The sequence below is a fragment of the Agrobacterium tumefaciens genome (assembly GCA_025560025.1).
Lineage (GTDB): Bacteria > Pseudomonadota > Alphaproteobacteria > Rhizobiales > Rhizobiaceae > Agrobacterium.
This window is the reverse complement of sequence record CP048486.1, coordinates 2,070,278-2,086,315: the sequence shown is the minus strand read 5'-3', so window position 1 is coordinate 2,086,315 and position 16,038 is coordinate 2,070,278. Positions and strand designations below refer to the sequence as shown.

Sequence of the window (16,038 nt, the reverse complement as noted above, 5' to 3'; positions counted from 1 at the left end):
ATAACGGAGGGTACAATGAATAACAGTTTCTCACGCCGCACATTCATGAAGGCAACCACGGGACTTGCAGCCGTTGCTCTGGCGGCGCCGACAGTTCTGAAAGGCACGCGTGCATTCGCCGGTGAAACGCTGGTGGTGCGCGACATGGGCGGCGCATTCTACGAGGGCTTCAAGGTCGCATTCTACGACACATTTGCCGCTGAAACCGGCGTCGTGATCCAGACCAACACCAATGAGCCGGACCCCATCCCGCAATACAAGATGGCCGTCGATACCGACACCAAGCTGTTTGACGTCGCGCTGATGACGCCGGAACATGTGCTGCGCATCCGCCAGCTCGGCGACAAGTACATGTTGCCGCTCAACATCGAGGTTCCAAACAAGGAAGACTTCACGCCAAATACGTTTGAGCCGGATTTCGCGGGCGTGGCAATCTTCGCGCTTGCCATGGGCTATCGCAAGGACACCATGAAGAAGGTGCCGACGAGCTGGGCCGATTTCTGGAATGTCGAGGCCTTCGAAGGCCGTCGTGGCCTGTGGCGCAGCCCTGTCACCACGCTTGAAATGGCGCTGCTGGCCGACGGCGTTCCGCTCGACAAGCTTTACCCGCTCGACGTCGATCGCGCCTTCAAGAGCCTCGACAAGATCAAGTCCAAGATCAACATCTGGTGGACCTCGGGCGCCCATGCCACGCAGCTGCTCAAGGATGGCGAGCTGGACATGATGTCCACCTGGTCGACCCGCGCGCAGGCGGCAATCAATGCCGGCGCACCGGCAGGCATCGTCTGGAACGGCGGCCTGTTCAACATCGATGGCTGGACCATCGCCGGCAATACCGAAAAAGCCGATCTCGCCCGCAAGTTCATCGAATGGTGCCTCGACGCCAAACGTCAGGCCGCCTATACCGATCTTCTTGCCTGCGGCCCCACCAACATGAAGGCCTATGATCACCTGAGCGCGGAAAAGGCGGTTCTCCTGCCGACGGCTCCGGACAACATCAAGGGCCTGACCATCCTCAACGCCGCCTATTGGGCGGAGCATCAGGATGATCTTACCCAGCGCTTCGAACAGTGGATTCTCAGCTGATTTTTGGCCAGACCACCTGAATTCCCGGCTCCGCCTTTCGGCGGGGCTGCATTTCTGACAGAGGGTGGCCCGGTTCCGCTGGCGCATCGAACAGAAAATCCTATTCGATTTGTCCGTAACGATGCGCAGATCAAAGTGTTAGATCGTCTTTTGTGCGCCCGAAAGGGCGCACGGCGCTTCAAGCTGGAACGGGCCATTTCAACAAACGAGAACTCCATGGCTGAACTTTCCGCCGCACAAACGCCTGCCAGCCGACGCCCGACGCTCGACAGCCTTTGGCTTTCCACGCCGGGTCTCGCCTATATGGCGCTGTTGCTGATCCTTCCGGCTGGCGCGCTGATCTGGCAATCCTTCGTCGATCCGAAAACGGGCGCCTTCGACCTCTCCGTCTACCGCCAGATGTTTTCGGCGGGCGTCTATGTCAAAGTCCTTGCCAACACCTTCGCCATCGCCGCGCAGGTCACCATCGTCTGCCTGCTTGTCGCCTACCCGATTGCGGTCTGGCTGGCCGGCATGGAGGAACGCCGGCGGCGCATGGCGATGTGGCTTGTGCTCCTGCCCTTCTGGGTAAGCCCGCTCCTGAAGAATTTCGCGTGGATCGTGCTTCTTGCGCGCAAGGGCATCGTCGCACAATTGCTCGTCAGCATGGGTTTCGATACCGAACTCAACCTGCTTTACGGACGGGGAGCGGTCGTCTTCGGCATGGCCCACGCCATGTTGCCCATCGCCATCCTGACCATGCTTCCGACGATGCTTTCCATCGACAGCCGCCTCGTTCCGGCCGCCATGACCATGGGTGCCAGCCGCAGCCAGTCCTTCTGGCGGATTTTCGTACCGCTCTCCATGCCGGGCGTCGCTGCCGCAGGCCTGTTGATCTTCGTCATGGGGCTTGGCTTTTTCATCACGCCGGCGCTGCTCGGCTCGCCCAATGAAACCGTCATCGGACAGATGATGATCACCCAGGTGCAGAAGCTCTTCAACCTGCGGCTCGCCGGCGCTCTCGCCGCCCTGCTGCTCGCGGTCACGCTGATCACCATCGCCGTTTACGATCGCTTCTTCGGCATGTCCTCCGTGTCCGGCCACGGGGCGGTGGCAAGGCGCGGAGGCGTCATCGGAGCCATCGGCGGCATCGTCATCGAGTGCGGCGCGGCGATCAGCGAATTTATCGCCCGCCTGCTGCCGGCGCGTCTCGGACGCGGTGCGTTTACCGTTTTCGTCTGGCTGGTGATTGCGATATTGATCGTACCCGTGCTCGCCTTTCCGCCGATGGCTTTTTCCGGATCGACATTTCTCGAATTTCCGCCGAAGAGCTTCTCGCTGCGCTGGTTCCAGGCCTATATGGGATCGGACCAGTGGATGGGCGCAACCACCCGTTCCGCCATCATCGCCGTCGTTGCCGGCGTCATCGCCACCATCATTTCCGGCCTTGCCGCCTATGGTCTGGCGCGCTCGCACCGGAAAGCCGGCGGGCTGATCTTTCTCTCCTTCATGCTGCCCATGGTGGTTCCGAACATCGTCATCGGCGTTTCCCTGTTCTACGTTCTCGCCAAGGTCGGCCTGATCGCGACAAATACCGGTATCGTGCTTGGGCATACGCTTTCAGCCATGCCGATCGTCTTCGTCATTCTGCTTACGACCTTCCGCAGCGTCGACTGGCGTCTGCTGCAGGCTGCGGCAACGCTGGGCGCCAACCGCTGGCAGCAGGTCCGGCTAATTCTCCTGCCGCTCGTCAAGGGTGGCGCGGTTGCCGCATTCCTGTTCGGCCTGCTTCACTCCTTCGAGGAACTGACGATTGCGCTGTTCGTCGGTGCCGGTGTCAAGCAGACGCTGCCGAAACAGATGTGGGACGATATCATCCTCAGCATTTCCCCCACCCTGGCCGCGGCCTCGGTCTTCATCGTGGTGGTGGTGACGGTCCTCTTCGTCATCGCCGAAAAGGCAAGGCCCCGCTGACATGCGCGCGCCAGCCTCTCCCCTCACGACCAAAGGAATTTCTCCAGACATGTCAGCTACCTCTGCCGCCACGCCCGAACACAAGCTCAGGGTAAAGGGTCTCGCCAAGATTTATGGCGCGACCATCGCCCTCGATCACGTCGATCTCGAAGTTCGCAAAGGCGAACTGCTGACATTGCTCGGACCGTCCGGTTCAGGCAAGACCACCCTTTTGCAACTGATCTGCGGCCTGCAGGAGCCGAGCGCCGGAACGGTCGTCATCGACGGCAAGGACCAGACCTACGCGCCGGTCAACAAGCGTGACATCGGCGTCGTCTTCCAGAATTACGCATTGTTTCCGCATATGACCGTGGCCGAGAATGTCGGTTTTGCACTAAAGATGCGCAGCCTTCCGAAGTCCGAAATCGACCTCAAGGTAACGAAGGCGCTGGAGACGGTCGGTCTTGCCCATGCCGCCGGCCGCTCGCCCTCGCAGCTTTCAGGCGGCCAGCAGCAGCGCGTGGCGCTCGCGCGCTGCCTCGTCTACGATCCGGCCATCATCCTGATGGACGAACCGCTCGGCGCCCTCGACGCCAAGCTGCGCGAGGTGATGCAGATCGAAATCAAGCGCATCCATCGCGAGACGGGTGCGACGATCATTTTCGTCACCCACGACCAACAGGAGGCGCTCGCCCTTTCCGACCGCATCTGCCTGATGAATGACGGCAAGATCGCCCAGCTCGGCACGCCGCGCCAGATGTATGAAGAGCCGCAGAACCTGTTCGTCGCGGATTTTATCGGCACCTCGTCCATCATTCGCGGCACGGTGAAGGATGGCGCGCTGCAAACCGCGATCGGGACGTTGCCCATTCCCGGCAACACACCGACCGAGGGCACGAAGGGCGCGATTGTCGTGCGGCCCGAAGCCATCACGCTCGGCGAAGGATTTTGTGAGGGACGCGTTCGCGAAACCGTTTATGGCGGCTCCGAACTGCGCGTCATCATCGATGCCGGTGCACAGGAGATCATCGCAAGGGCACCTGCCCAGAAGGGTGATGTCGAGGTGGGAACGATCATCCGCTTCGGCTGGTCGCCTGAATCCGCACGTTTCCTCAGCGACAAGGATTGATACCCATGGCTCCTTTGCGTTTTCTCTACGATTGCGATCCGGGTGCCGATGATGCGCTGGCGATGCTTTTCGCGCTCGGCCGGCGCGATGAGCTGGAGATGATCGGCGTCACCTGCGTTGCCGGCAATGTCGGCCTCGAGCCCGTGCTGAACAATGCCCGGCGCATTCTGGAACTTGCCGGGCGGCAGGACATTCCGGTCCATGCCGGCGCGGCACGCCCCATCATGGCTTCCAGAGGCAGGGTTTCGATCATGCATGGTCAGGATGGGCTTGCCGGCAGCACGCTGCCCGCACCGACCATGCCCTTGAGCGACGGCCATGCGGCGACAGAAATCTCGAGGATTGCGCGCGCGGAAGGCAAGCTGCATATCTGCGCCACCGGTCCGCTGACCAATATTGCCCTCGCACTTCTCCTCGATCCGCAATTGCCGGAATTCGTCAGCGCGATCACCATCATGGGCGGCGCGGCTTTCTGCCCGGGCAATACAACGCCGCTTGCGGAATTCAATTTCGCAGTCGACCCCCATGCCGCTTCCATCGTCTTCGACAGCGGCATTCCGATCACCATGCTCGGCCTCGACGTTACCCGCCAGGCCGTCGTTTCCGAGGGGATGATCGCCGAAGCCATAGCCATCGGAACGCCGGCGGCGAAAGAAGCCGCCCATCTCCTGATCAATTACGGCGCCAAGGATCCGTGCCTGCACGATCCGAGCGCCATCGCATGGATGCTGGCGCCCGAGATTTTCGAAACCGTTTCCGGCCATGTCTCCATCTACACCGACAGTGGTCCGGCAGCAGGACAGGTGATCGCCGCCATAAACGAGCGGCATCTCGCCGGACGTGCAACCAACGCCACAATCGTCACCGGGGTGGATGCGCAGGCGTTTGAGCGTCTGTTCCTCGACGCACTGAAAAAAGCCTAACCGGCCTTGAACCGGTCGAACGCCGTGAGGCGCTTCACCATGGGATCGGCGTCCCAGCGGTAGATTTCGGTCCGGAGGAAATGCAGCTCTTCCTCGAGCTTTTCCTCCGGCAGCTCCACCCACCAGGATTTCGGCCGGCCATCCGACCCGTCCGACCAGCGGTAGCCGCGTTTTTTCAGATGATCCTTCATCTCGAACGGGCTGTTTTCCGCGTAGATGCGGACCCTTGACAGCCGGCTTGCCTCGTGGAGTTCGGCAAAGGGCGTTCCTGTCTGGCCGGGGCGCTGCTGTTCCAGCACCTCCAGCAACGCGAAACAATCATCGACAGCGCGGTGGCCATCGTGGAAATAGCCGGACTGGCCGATCAGATAACCAAGCTTGTTGCCTTCAAAGCCCCGTGCCCGCCAGTCTATCTCCTTTACGGAACAGGCCCAGGCCTTGTCCCGGAAGATCGGCGAGAAGCTCTCGCAAAAGGGACGGTCGAAGCCGGCATTGTGGGCAATGATGAGATCGGCATCGGCGACAAGGGACGTCAACCGCTCGATGTCTATCGCCTGTCCCGCGACCATTTCATCGGTAATACCCGTCAGGCGCGTGATCTCTTCGGGAATGGCAATGCCGGGCTGGCGCAGGCCGCCATAGATACCGGTGACATCGCCAATCACACCCTGATCGTCGAATGTGAAGGCGATGACACCTATTTCTATGATCTCGTCGGTTCGATGGTCGAGGCCCGTTGTTTCCGTATCAAGGATAATGCCCCGACGGGGAAATCCGGGTTTCGGCCGCTCGACGACGGCACGGGGCTGAAGCCTGCGCAGGATGCGGTAACTGCCGGTGGATTCGAGATAAGCGGCAAGCGTCTCGTCGTCAGCAACCGCCTTCTGCGTTGTTTCGCCACCACCCGCTTTTTTTCGCCCTCGTTCGGCCTGGGCAAGCCGCGCCGCCGCGGGGGCAAAAAAATCCAACTGGGAGGTCATCGTGCTCCTGTCCGCCTTGGCCGGAAATCGAGATTGAGTAGTCCAGCATATGCGCAGAGGCTTAACGTCACAACAGCGGTTACCGTCATCCACAGAAACCGGGTCGCATCCGCCAGAGGACCATTGCGAGGGGGCTGTCGCGAAGAGAACCATTTTAACATGATTATTTCAGTTAAGTATTGAAATAAGTCGCTGCGCGGGGTATCGCCTCAAACGCAATCCCCAGGTCGGTCATGACGCAACGCGACGACAAATTCCTCTCGGCATTCCTGAAAACGCAGTCGGACATCAAGCGATATCTGACGCGGATGACGGGTTCCCGGGAAGATGCCGAGGATCTTGCCCATGAAGCCTGGATCAAGCTGGCGAGGAACAGTTCCAATGCCTCCGAGGCCCCCGTTCCCTATCTCAAGCGGATTGCACGGTCACTTGCCATCGATCATGGGCGCGGTCGCAAGCACCGCGCGACGACCGAACAGATCGAGGATGCGCTTTCAATTCGCGATGAACGTCCATTACCGGACCAACAGGTGATCGATCGCGACCAGATCCGGGAACTCATGCGGGTCATCGGCGAATTGCCGGATCGGCAGCGAAAAATGCTCGTCGCGGCGCGGCTGGAGTTTCGTCCCTATGCCGAGATCGCGGAGGAATTTCATGTCTCGACCCGCACGGTGGAAATGGAAATCAACCGGGCGATCAATTACTGCATGGAGAAAATGGGCCATGAGCGGCGCAGATAATTTTCGGATTTCCGGTTTTCAATCGTTAGAGCTAGTGAGGTTCATGTGAAATTCCCGTGCCCGGATGGAATTTTTGATAGGGGGTGAGTGTTGAACGACGGATCCGATGCGCTCAGAAAAAAGGCCACGTCCTTTATCGTCAGGCTGCACTCCGGCGCGGCTACGGTCGAGGATACGGAAGCGCTCAGCTATTGGCGCAATCTCAGTGCCGAGCACGAACGCGCCTTCATCGAGGCATCGGCGCTCTGGCGCAATCTCGGCCCGGCCTTGCAGGCCGAAACGCGAACGCGCGCGAACGTCGTCTCCAGACGGTCATTCATGATTGGCGGCAGCCTTGCAGCCGGTTTTGCCGGCGTCGCCGTGGCGCTGCCGCAACTCGGTTACATGCCCTCCATAGGTTCAATGCTTGCGGATTTTTCAACGGGGGTCGGCGAGCAGCGAAATGTGAACCTGCCGGACGGATCGACCGCCTTTATGGATGGCGGCACGGCGCTGTCTCTCGACGGTGAACGGCGGTTCGATCTGACGGCGGGCGCTGCGGTCTTCACGGTCAGGCAGGCATCCGACATGCCATTTGTCGTGAATGCCGGCGCCGGTTATGTCGAAGCTTCCGGCGGCTCCTTCAGCGTGACACACAACGCCAGCGGCGTGACGGTGGAATGCCTGTCCGGCCCGCTTGCCGTGCACTGTCTCGGCAATGCCCAGCTCCTTCCCGGCGAGGCCATCACTTACGGACGTTCCGGCCTCAAGGAAAAATCCGCAATCGACCTTGAAACCGCCTCCGCCTGGCGCGAAGGCCTGCTGGTGTTCAACAATCGTCCCCTTGAAGACATCGTCGCAAGTCTGAACCGGCACCGGCGTGGCAGGATCATCATCACGCGTGAAAGCCTGCGGTCCCTGCACGTCTCGGGCGTTTTCCAGCTCAACCGGCCACAGGATATTATCGCCCATCTTGAGGAAACGCTGCATCTGCGGGCAATCGGTGCCGGCGGAATACTGCTCCTCGTCTGACCCCGGCTCACACCCTCACCCTGCCACGATATTGTTCGACCAAAAATATTACCAAAAAACTCCAGAAATCTTTTCGGGTTTCCGCGCCTCGGTCGTCCTTCCTATCAGAGGCCGCAGTGATGCGGCGAAACTGAAGGGGTTACGGGGATGAATTTATTGGCGACGGGACAAAAATCCGGTACTCGCGCAGGGCGTTTGAGGCTGGCGGCATTCTGCGCATCGCTGGCGTGCTCCGTCTCGTTTTACGCTCACACCCAGGTTCACGCGCAGGAGCTGCGCCAATTCTCCATTCCCGCGGGATCGCTTGACGTGGCGCTGACGCGATTTGGTGCGGCAAGCGGCATACAGATTTTCTACGATGCGTCTTTGACAAAGGGGCTGAAAACTTCCGGCGCGGCCGGCGCCCTTCAACCGCGCGAGGCGCTCGGCAAGCTTCTGGACGGCACCGGCCTGAGCTTTCGCTTTACCGCGCCCGATCGCGTGACGGTCTCCAACGCCTCACAGGCGCCGGAAGCAGCCGCGGCGGATGGTACAGTCGCGCTGGAGACAATCACCGTCACCGGCAAAAGCGGGCGATACGGCAGCCCCGACGCGCCCTACGGAACCGACGCCCCCACGGCCTATATTTCGGGCGAGGACATCGACCGCTTTCGCGGCTCCAGCCCGGCCGACATGTTCCGCGGCACGGCGGGCGTCATGTCCGGCGAGGCGCGCAACGGCGCGGGCGCCATCGACGTCAATATTCGCGGCATGCAGGGAATGGGTCGCGTCGCCACGACGATAGACGGCGCCGAGAATTCCGTGACGGTCTATCAGGGCTATCAGGGCGTCTCGAACCGCACCTATGTCGATCCCGATTTCATCGCCGGCGTCGACATTACCAAGGGGGCAGACGCCGCTTCCTTCGGCAATGCCGGCTCGGTCGCGATGAGGACGGTCAGTGCCGATGACATCGTCAAGGACGGTGAGAAATGGGGCCTCAAGGTCAAAGGCGGTTTTGGCACCAATTCGTCAAGCCCGAAGGATGGCGCGCTGGGCGGCTACAGCTATCAGTCCGGCGTGGGCACCGCGACACCATCTGCCGACGGGATGGATCGCCCCGCCTTCCTCAAGCCAACGACCGGCTCAGGCAGTGTGATCGGCGCCTATAAGGGCGAGGACATCGATGTCGTTGCGGGTTATGCGCATCGTCGCCAGGGCAATTATCACGCCGGCAGCCACGGCCCCGTCGCCTCTCCGAAAAACATTGGCAACACGAAATATTGGGGCGGCATTCTTCCCAACACGATGATCAATGAAGGTCTGGTCAACTATCGCGGGGGTGAGGAAGTCCTCAACACCGAGCTGGAAACGCAATCTCTTCTGGCAAAAGTGACCGCACGCCTTTCGGACGACCAGACATTCCAGATCGGTTATATGGGATATAGAAGCGAGGCCGGGGACCGGCTTGCCTCGCGGCTGACCTCGAATACCGGACAGGCGCAGCAACAGGAACAGACGGTCAGCACCAGCCTCGACACGTTCACGGCGAGATACAACTGGAACCCCGAGGATAATGATCTCATCGACTTCAAGTCGAATTTCTACTTCAACCATCTCGAAGTCCGAAATCCCGTGCGCGGCGGGCGAGGACTGACGCCCGAAAAAATCGGCCTGCCATCCGGTTTCCGGGTCGGCACCGACACCAATATGTGGGGCGCGGAAATTACCAACCGCTCGCAATTCAGCTCGGATTACGGTGACCTCGATCTGAACTACGGCATTTCCTACCGGGCAGAGGACACCAATGGCAGCGAGCACGCCGCTGTTCTCGAGGGTTGGCTGACGCCGCGCGATGCCATTCGTCATGAGGGAGCCGCTTTCGCCAAGGCGGCCTATAAGCCCGTTGACTGGCTGACCCTGAATGGCGGCCTGCGATACTCGCATTATTGGCTCAAGGATCGATTTGACCCCTACGAAAAATATCAGGCCCAGGGCAAACCCATCGGCCTGACGGTGGATGACGGGGGTTTCAGCCCTTCTGCCGGCGTGACGGTGGAACCGTTCGACAATACGCAGTTCTACGCCAACTATTCGAATACGCTCAGATCGCCATCCATCATCGAATCCGTCTCCGCCTTCAACAGCGTGATCGCCAATGCCGGCGTCCAGCCGGAACGGTCCAGCAACTGGGAAATCGGCACCAACATCATTCGCGACGGGATTCTGTCTGACGACGATACCGCCATGATCAAGTTCGGTTATTTCAATTGGGACGTCAAGAATTACATCTCGCGCACCGTGGTGACCGAACCGGTACTGACCCTCAATATCGGCAACATTCCCCGGGCTAAATTTTCAGGTCTCGAACTCTCCGGCCGTTATACCAATGGCGGCTTTTCGGCGGACCTTTCGGCCAATTATTTCCTGAATGTCGAATATTGCCGCACGACCCAGACCTGCGACAGCAAGTCCCTCTACGGCGACTATGCGACCAACCATGTTCAGCCGGAATATACGGTGGACCTGACGCTCTCGCAGAAATTCCTCGAGGACCGGCTGACGGTCGGCGGCCGCATCTCCTATGTCGGACCGCGCGCCATCGGACATGGCGATGTCACGGCGCAGGGCGCCTCCGAATTCATCGCTCTCGTGGACTGGGAACCCTATACGCTGGTCGACCTGTTTACCGAATACAAGATCAACGACAACATGACCGCGAGCCTGCGCGTGGAAAACCTGTTCGATCGTTTCTATGTCGATCCTCTCGGCCTTGTCACACAGCCGGGACCGGGCCGGACGATCTATGCCAGCCTTACGGCAACCATTGGCGGCGGTGAAGCCCTGCCGGGCCTTTCCCCCTTCAGTAGCCCGACGGACAGCGCCTTCGTTCGCGACTGGACCGGCTTTAATGTGGGTGCTCATGCGGGCGGCGATTTCCTGAATATCGCAGGAAATACGACCTCTCTGGATGGAACGTTCAGCGATGCAGCCGCGCGGGAATCTGCCGATTTCAACATGCGCGGCGGCGCATTCGGGCTGCATGCGGGTTATGACCGGCAGCTCGAAAACGGCTTCGTCGTCGGCGTCGAGGCCGATTACACCAAAACCTATCTTCGCGGCATCGAAAAGTTCGCCTCCACGGATGCCACACTGGCGAAAAACGGGCATGTGGACGCAACCACCAGCTACGACATCGACTGGACTGCCGGGTTGCGGGCAAAACTCGGATATGCCGTCAACGACAGGCTGCTGGTTTACTCCACCGCCGGTCTGGCGCTTGCCCGGGAAACCCAATGGCGCGACCAGTATGTCTCAGACAGTGCGAGCGCTACCAACCCCATGGGTTCCGAAACAACGGCGTTCTTCGTCGAGAAGGCCTCCGGCACGCGGACCGGCTTCACCATCGGGCTTGGCGCGGAATATGCCCTGAATGAAAACTGGTCGATCAGGGCGGATTACAGCTACAGCCATTTCCGCGCCAAATCCTTCAAGTTCAAGAATGCCCGCGCCGGCACCGGCAAGGACTACCAGACCAGCGAGCAGACCGGCACCGAGATGATCGACCCCGGTTTGGCCAATGATCCCAATATGGCCTGGCTTTGCGCCATCTACCCGGAAGTTTGCGCTCCCTATGAATCGCCGGTCTACGAATATGTCGACCACGCCGGCACTTCGGGAATAGCAAACGGCCGCAATGCCTCGAATTCGCTGAACATGCATGCCATCAAGGTCGGGCTGAACTATCGCTTCTGAGCCCCCTTGCAACCTCCTGAGCCGCGTTCCGCCCCCGGACGCGGTTCAGGAGGCCGGACGATTTAGAATATTTTCGCAACTGGCCGGATTACCGATGATCTCGCTCGTCCTGATGGTGGAGGCGGCGTCCGCAGTGATCTTGATGATGCAGTCACGGCGGTGCTCCTTGATCTTCATGCCCTCGGTTTCCGATATCTGCGCCTGGCCATTGACGGTTTTATACTCGCGCCTGTTGCTGAGGCCGGCATAGGTCTCGACATCGACCTTCAGCCAATAGGACTCGGTTGCGCCGTTTTCGATGATGACCTTGTTCGGACGGCCAAGTCTGGCGATGGCGGCGTCGCGGGGCTGTCCCACAAAGCCTGCGACGGTGCGGGAAATCTCCGTCTGCCCGGTGGTGGAGCAGGCGCTGACGATTGTCAGCGCAGCCGTAAGGCATCCGGTTTCAAGCCATCTCATTTTTAATGCTTCCCCTCGTAAAATGCCTGTGGTCGCAAAAGACGCGACTATGGCCCGGGCGCAAATCTAGGGTCGATGGTTTGCCGCTGGAAGGAGCCGCAAACGAAATGCCGATCAACTTGTTATGATCGGCTTAAAATGACAGTCGCCTACCTGTTGCGAAACACGGTGCAGGGAACGCCGGCCTGCCGAATTGCACCGCAAAGCTGATTGGCTTCGCCACGTGTTTCGCGGCCGATGCGGGCGGCATAACGCGGGCGCGAACCGAAATTCCCGCCGCGTTGGCGCACGATCAAGGCTCGTTCAGCGTTAAGGGGTTCCGCGAGCTGACCTATGGCGCGGGTGAAAAGCCGGTTTGCCACCGCCGGATTATAATGCGCGGCAAGCTGCACGCCCCAGGGTGCCCAGTCCGCCGAGGAAATCAGGACGGGATCGTTCATGGTGCGGGTATCGGCCAACTTCAGGCAGGCATCGATGAAGGACCTGCTGTCATCCAGCGCCGGGGCCGCCTTTTCCGGCGGATTGTCCTTCCAGCTTTCCACGGGGTATCCGGTAATCGCAAAGACATAATCCCGGGTTTCCATAGGCAGGCGACCGGTGGCGATGAATGTCCGCAATCCCGCCTCGCCCGCATTATAGGCCGCTGCCGCGAGACCAAAATTGCCGAATTGCGTGTTCAGCTCCGACAGATAACGCGAGGATGCCTCAAGCGCGGCAATGATGTTGAAACTGTCCTGAAGGCCGCGCAGCCTTGCCGTGCCCGGCATGAACTGGGCGATGCCCTCGGCGCCCTTCGGGCTTACCGCATCGGCCCGGAACAGGCTTTCCCGCCAGATCAGCCGCGCGAAATAATCCGGCGGAACGGCATGACGCCCGGCCAGGACCTCGATGGCATGGCACAGATCATTATTGTAGCTGCCGACGCGGATGCACAGTTCCGGCGCAACATCATGGCTGTAGGCGCAGGTTGTTTTTTCCTTTGCAGGCTCCCCGGCGCCAGTCGGGCCGGAGGTGACGGCCAGCAGACAGAAGGGAAGAGCCAGGCGGCTTGTCGATATCCCTGCCAAGCGAAAGTCCCCGAAAACTCCACACGCGATGTGCCGATTATCAGCCAATCGATACGATATGCCCAGAGCTTGGCTGTTCTTCAACGGAAGTTTCTGGTTTTTCGACCGTTTCTCGGCCTTTCCTCATTCCTGTGCCTTCACAAAAACGAGGAGGCCGGGACGTCGGTTCACGAATGTCCCAGCCTCAAACTGGCCCCACCTATACGCGAAACGCTCTAAAAGTCCTGCCATTCCTCATGTTTGGCAGCGACTGCAGCCGAACCGCGTGCCGCAAGCGGACGGGATGCGGAACGTCGCGAACTGATCGGCGCAGTTTGCTGCCCGAGGCTGCTGCGCGAAGACGATGTCGATCGCGGCGCGTCATCGAAGCGGAACTGCCCGAGAAGTTCGAACAGGGCCGCCGCTTCCCGCGCGAGGCTGTGGCTCGCCGCCGTCTGCTCCTCCACCATCGCGGCATTCTGCTGCGTTCCCTGATCGACGGTGTTGACCGCCTGGTTGATTTCGGCAAGTGCGGTGGACTGTTCGCGAGCGGCATCGACAATCGCCACGACATTGGTGTTGATATCGCGCACCTGCGCGGCGATTTCCTGCAGGGCGGAACCCGCTCTGGTGACGAGGCCGACGCCGTTTTCCACCTGCGCGCCGGATGCGTTGATGAGGCTCTTGATTTCCTTGGCAGCTGTCGCCGAGCGTTGCGCGAGCTCGCGGACCTCCTGCGCCACCACCGCAAACCCCTTGCCCGCCTCACCGGCGCGTGCGGCTTCCACACCCGCATTCAGCGCCAGAAGATTGGTCTGGAAGGCAATTTCATCGATCACGCCGATGATATTGGATATTTCGCGTGATGATTTTTCGATCTGGTCCATCGCACCGATCGCATCGCGCACCACCTGGCCCGAATGCTCGGCATGGTCGCGGGCGCGGGCGACAATCTTTCCGGCATCTTCCGCCCGCCGGCTGGAATCGTTGACGGCAGTGGTGATCTCTTCAAGGGCTGCGGCCGTTTCCTCGATCGAGGCTGCCTGCTGTTCCGTGCGTCTGGCAAGATCATCGGCCGCCGAGCGTATTTCATTCGAGCCGGAAGAAATGGCGCCGGCATTCTCCGACACCAGCGTCATGGCCTTTTTCAGCTTTTCCGAGGCGGCGTTGAAATCCGTCCGCAATCGTTCAAGCGAAGGGATAAAGGGCTTGTCGATGCTTTGTGAAAGATCGCCCTCGGCCAGTTCTGTCAGGGACTGCGCGAGCTTTTCGACATTTTCCACCCGGCCGGTCACGTCGGTCGCAAATTTGACGACCTTGAACACCTTGCCGTTCAAATCGAAGATCGGATTATAGGAGGCCTGAATGAAAACCCTGCGGCCACCCTTGCCAAGCCGCATGAATTCATCCGCCACGAGATCGCCGCCGGCAAGCCTTTTCCAGAATTGCGCATAGTCGGCGGATTGCGTGTAGGCCGGCTCGCAGAACATTGAATGATGCCTGCCCTGGACTTCAGCCAGCGAATAGCCGAGTGCCGCCAGAAAATTCTCATTGGCCGTCAGCACCTCGCCATCCGGCGAGAATTCGATGATGGCCTGCGCCCGCGACAGGGCGTCGATCTTGCCGGCATCCTCCGCCGCCATCAGCTCGCGCGCGGTAATATCGGTGGCGATCTTGACCACTTTCACCGGCTTGCCGCGGCGAAACACCGGATTATAGGAGGCCTCGATCCAGATTTCCCTGCCGCCCTTGCCGATGCGCTTATATTGCCGCTGGTCGAACTCGCCCGCCGCAAGCTTTGCCCAGAAGGCCTTGTAGTCCTGCGAAGATACGATGGCGGGCTCGACAAACATGCTGTGATGCCTGCCGACGATTTCCGCGAGATCATAACCGAGCGCACGGCAGAAATTCTCGTTGGCAGTGAGAATCTTTCCCGACATATCGAACTCTATAATGGCTTGAGATTTGGAAAGTGCGGTCAGAACCGCGAAAGCATTTGCACCACGATCAAGAAAACTCACGTGCGATCCTCCGATGGCATCTAAATGGTTTCCACTGGAAATTATTCGTCAATAATGTTGTTTCATAATTAAATAATACTTAATAATAATTTTGATGCCCGCCAAGCAAATCCGCCAGCTGATCGAAAGAGGCCCGACGCAAAACTTCACGGCCCGCGGATGAAGTCAAATTGATACATATTTGCATTTATATTCCCGGCCCTGAGCGAGTCGAAAAACGCTGCCCCTGACATCGGGACGGCGAGGCTCGCCGTCGTCTTTGGGGGAAATATGATCGATATTATTGCGACGCTCGCCGTCTGGGCATATGTGGCCGGATTTCTGCTTCTGACAGCGCGGCTGGCGAAACAAACGGGGGAACCGGTCTGGCTTTTTGCAAAGGGCCGCGAGCGCCAGACCCTTCCCGCCATGCTTTTCCGTCTCGCGTTTCTTCTCGGCGTCATTCTGCCGCTTGTCAGCCTGTGGCTGGGTCCGCAGCAATCCGGCTTTCTTCTGAACCGTTGCGAGCCTGGCCTTGCAATCCGTATCGTCGGTGTGGTGATGGTGCTGGCCGGAGGCGTGATCGCGCTTTACGCGCAGCACTACATGGGCAGGTCATGGCGCATCGGCGCGGCCGAAGGCCATCTCGGCGCCATCGTGGATACCGGCCCGTTCGGCCTTTCCAGAAACCCGGTCTTCGTCGGGCAGGTCGTGCTGTTTGCGGGGCTGGTGCTGGTTTTCACGACGGTTCTGCAATTTGCAGTCGCCATTGCTCTCATTGTCGCCGTGATGCTGCAGGTGAGGATCGAGGAACGGGTGCTGACCAAGGAACTGGGCCCCGCCTATGATGCCTATCGGCGCAGGGTCAGGCGCTGGCTGTAACGAGGACTGCGGGCCGGCGTCGCCGTCATGACCCAGCCTGCATCCCCGAAAAATTGCGCGGTTGGCCGACCTTTCCGGAACGTTCGCCCGGCAGCTGCATTCTATGCCGGAT

General features: G+C 59.9%; 12 protein-coding genes. 8 read left to right on the top strand and 4 right to left on the bottom strand.

Features of this window, described 5'->3' with window-relative positions:
• The first annotated feature begins 15 nt into the window (after window positions 1-15).
• From FY152_23440 to FY152_23425, 4 genes are all read left to right on the top strand, one after another.
• Entirely contained in the window at window positions 16-1,086 is a 1,071-nt protein-coding gene (locus FY152_23440) for an ABC transporter substrate-binding protein (protein UXS35040.1), read from the top strand.
• A 216-nt stretch (window positions 1,087-1,302) separates the two neighbouring features.
• Window positions 1,303-3,039 carry an ABC transporter permease subunit gene (locus FY152_23435; protein ID UXS35039.1) on the top strand — a complete coding sequence of 579 codons (1,737 nt, stop codon included), beginning with the start codon at window positions 1,303-1,305 and terminating at the stop codon, window positions 3,037-3,039.
• A 1-nt stretch (window position 3,040) separates the two neighbouring features.
• Entirely contained in the window at window positions 3,041-4,147 is a 1,107-nt protein-coding gene (locus FY152_23430) for an ABC transporter ATP-binding protein (protein ID UXS35038.1), read from the top strand.
• 5 nt (window positions 4,148-4,152) lie between these two features.
• Window positions 4,153-5,070, top strand: coding sequence for a nucleoside hydrolase (locus tag FY152_23425; protein UXS35037.1), 918 nt, complete (start codon window positions 4,153-4,155; stop codon window positions 5,068-5,070).
• Here FY152_23425 and FY152_23420 read toward each other — a convergent pair.
• Complete coding sequence (locus FY152_23420; protein UXS35036.1) at window positions 5,067-6,050, bottom strand: 3'-5' exonuclease; 984 nt, start codon at window positions 6,048-6,050, stop codon at window positions 5,067-5,069. The genes FY152_23425 and FY152_23420 overlap by 4 nt on opposite strands.
• 233 nt (window positions 6,051-6,283) lie before the next feature.
• Between FY152_23420 and FY152_23415 the strand changes: the two genes are divergently transcribed.
• From FY152_23415 to FY152_23405, 3 genes are all read left to right on the top strand, one after another.
• Window positions 6,284-6,793 carry an RNA polymerase sigma factor gene (locus tag FY152_23415; protein ID UXS35035.1) on the top strand — a complete coding sequence of 170 codons (510 nt, stop codon included), beginning with the start codon at window positions 6,284-6,286 and terminating at the stop codon, window positions 6,791-6,793.
• An 87-nt stretch (window positions 6,794-6,880) separates the two neighbouring features.
• Entirely contained in the window at window positions 6,881-7,804 is a 924-nt protein-coding gene (locus FY152_23410) for a DUF4880 domain-containing protein (protein UXS35034.1), read from the top strand.
• Between the two features lie 195 nt (window positions 7,805-7,999).
• Entirely contained in the window at window positions 8,000-11,539 is a 3,540-nt protein-coding gene (locus FY152_23405; protein ID UXS35172.1) for a TonB-dependent receptor, read from the top strand.
• 45 nt (window positions 11,540-11,584) lie between these two features.
• On the opposite strand, the gene FY152_23400 is transcribed toward FY152_23405, so the two are convergent.
• The 3 genes from FY152_23400 to FY152_23390 form a co-directional block, all read right to left on the bottom strand.
• Window positions 11,585-11,998 carry a hypothetical protein gene (locus tag FY152_23400; GenBank protein ID UXS35033.1) on the bottom strand — a complete coding sequence of 138 codons (414 nt, stop codon included), beginning with the start codon at window positions 11,996-11,998 and terminating at the stop codon, window positions 11,585-11,587.
• Window positions 11,999-12,147: 149 nt separating this feature from the next.
• Window positions 12,148-13,041, bottom strand: a complete 894-nt coding sequence (locus FY152_23395; protein UXS35171.1) for a lytic transglycosylase domain-containing protein — start codon at window positions 13,039-13,041, stop codon at window positions 12,148-12,150.
• 239 nt (window positions 13,042-13,280) lie between these two features.
• Entirely contained in the window at window positions 13,281-15,065 is a 1,785-nt protein-coding gene (locus tag FY152_23390; protein ID UXS35032.1) for a PAS domain S-box protein, read from the bottom strand.
• 270 nt (window positions 15,066-15,335) lie between these two features.
• On the opposite strand from FY152_23390, the gene FY152_23385 reads away from it, so the two are divergent.
• Entirely contained in the window at window positions 15,336-15,926 is a 591-nt protein-coding gene (locus FY152_23385; GenBank protein UXS35031.1) for an isoprenylcysteine carboxylmethyltransferase family protein, read from the top strand.
• The last annotated feature ends 112 nt before the right edge of the window (window positions 15,927-16,038 follow it).

What these genes read in the sequence shown, in the direction of transcription:
- FY152_23425 (UXS35037.1), top strand. Translation starts at nt 4,153, where the DNA reads ATGGCTCCTTTGCGTTTTCTCTACGATTGCGATCCGGGTGCCGATGAT.
- FY152_23400 (UXS35033.1), bottom strand. Translation starts at nt 11,998, where the DNA reads ATGAGATGGCTTGAAACCGGATGCCTTACGGCTGCGCTGACAATCGTC.
- FY152_23415 (UXS35035.1), top strand. Translation starts at nt 6,284, where the DNA reads ATGACGCAACGCGACGACAAATTCCTCTCGGCATTCCTGAAAACGCAG.
- FY152_23440 (UXS35040.1), top strand. Translation starts at nt 16, where the DNA reads ATGAATAACAGTTTCTCACGCCGCACATTCATGAAGGCAACCACGGGA.
- FY152_23435 (UXS35039.1), top strand. Translation starts at nt 1,303, where the DNA reads ATGGCTGAACTTTCCGCCGCACAAACGCCTGCCAGCCGACGCCCGACG.
- FY152_23420 (UXS35036.1), bottom strand. Translation starts at nt 6,050, where the DNA reads ATGACCTCCCAGTTGGATTTTTTTGCCCCCGCGGCGGCGCGGCTTGCC.
- FY152_23430 (UXS35038.1), top strand. Translation starts at nt 3,041, where the DNA reads ATGCGCGCGCCAGCCTCTCCCCTCACGACCAAAGGAATTTCTCCAGAC.
- FY152_23385 (UXS35031.1), top strand. Translation starts at nt 15,336, where the DNA reads ATGATCGATATTATTGCGACGCTCGCCGTCTGGGCATATGTGGCCGGA.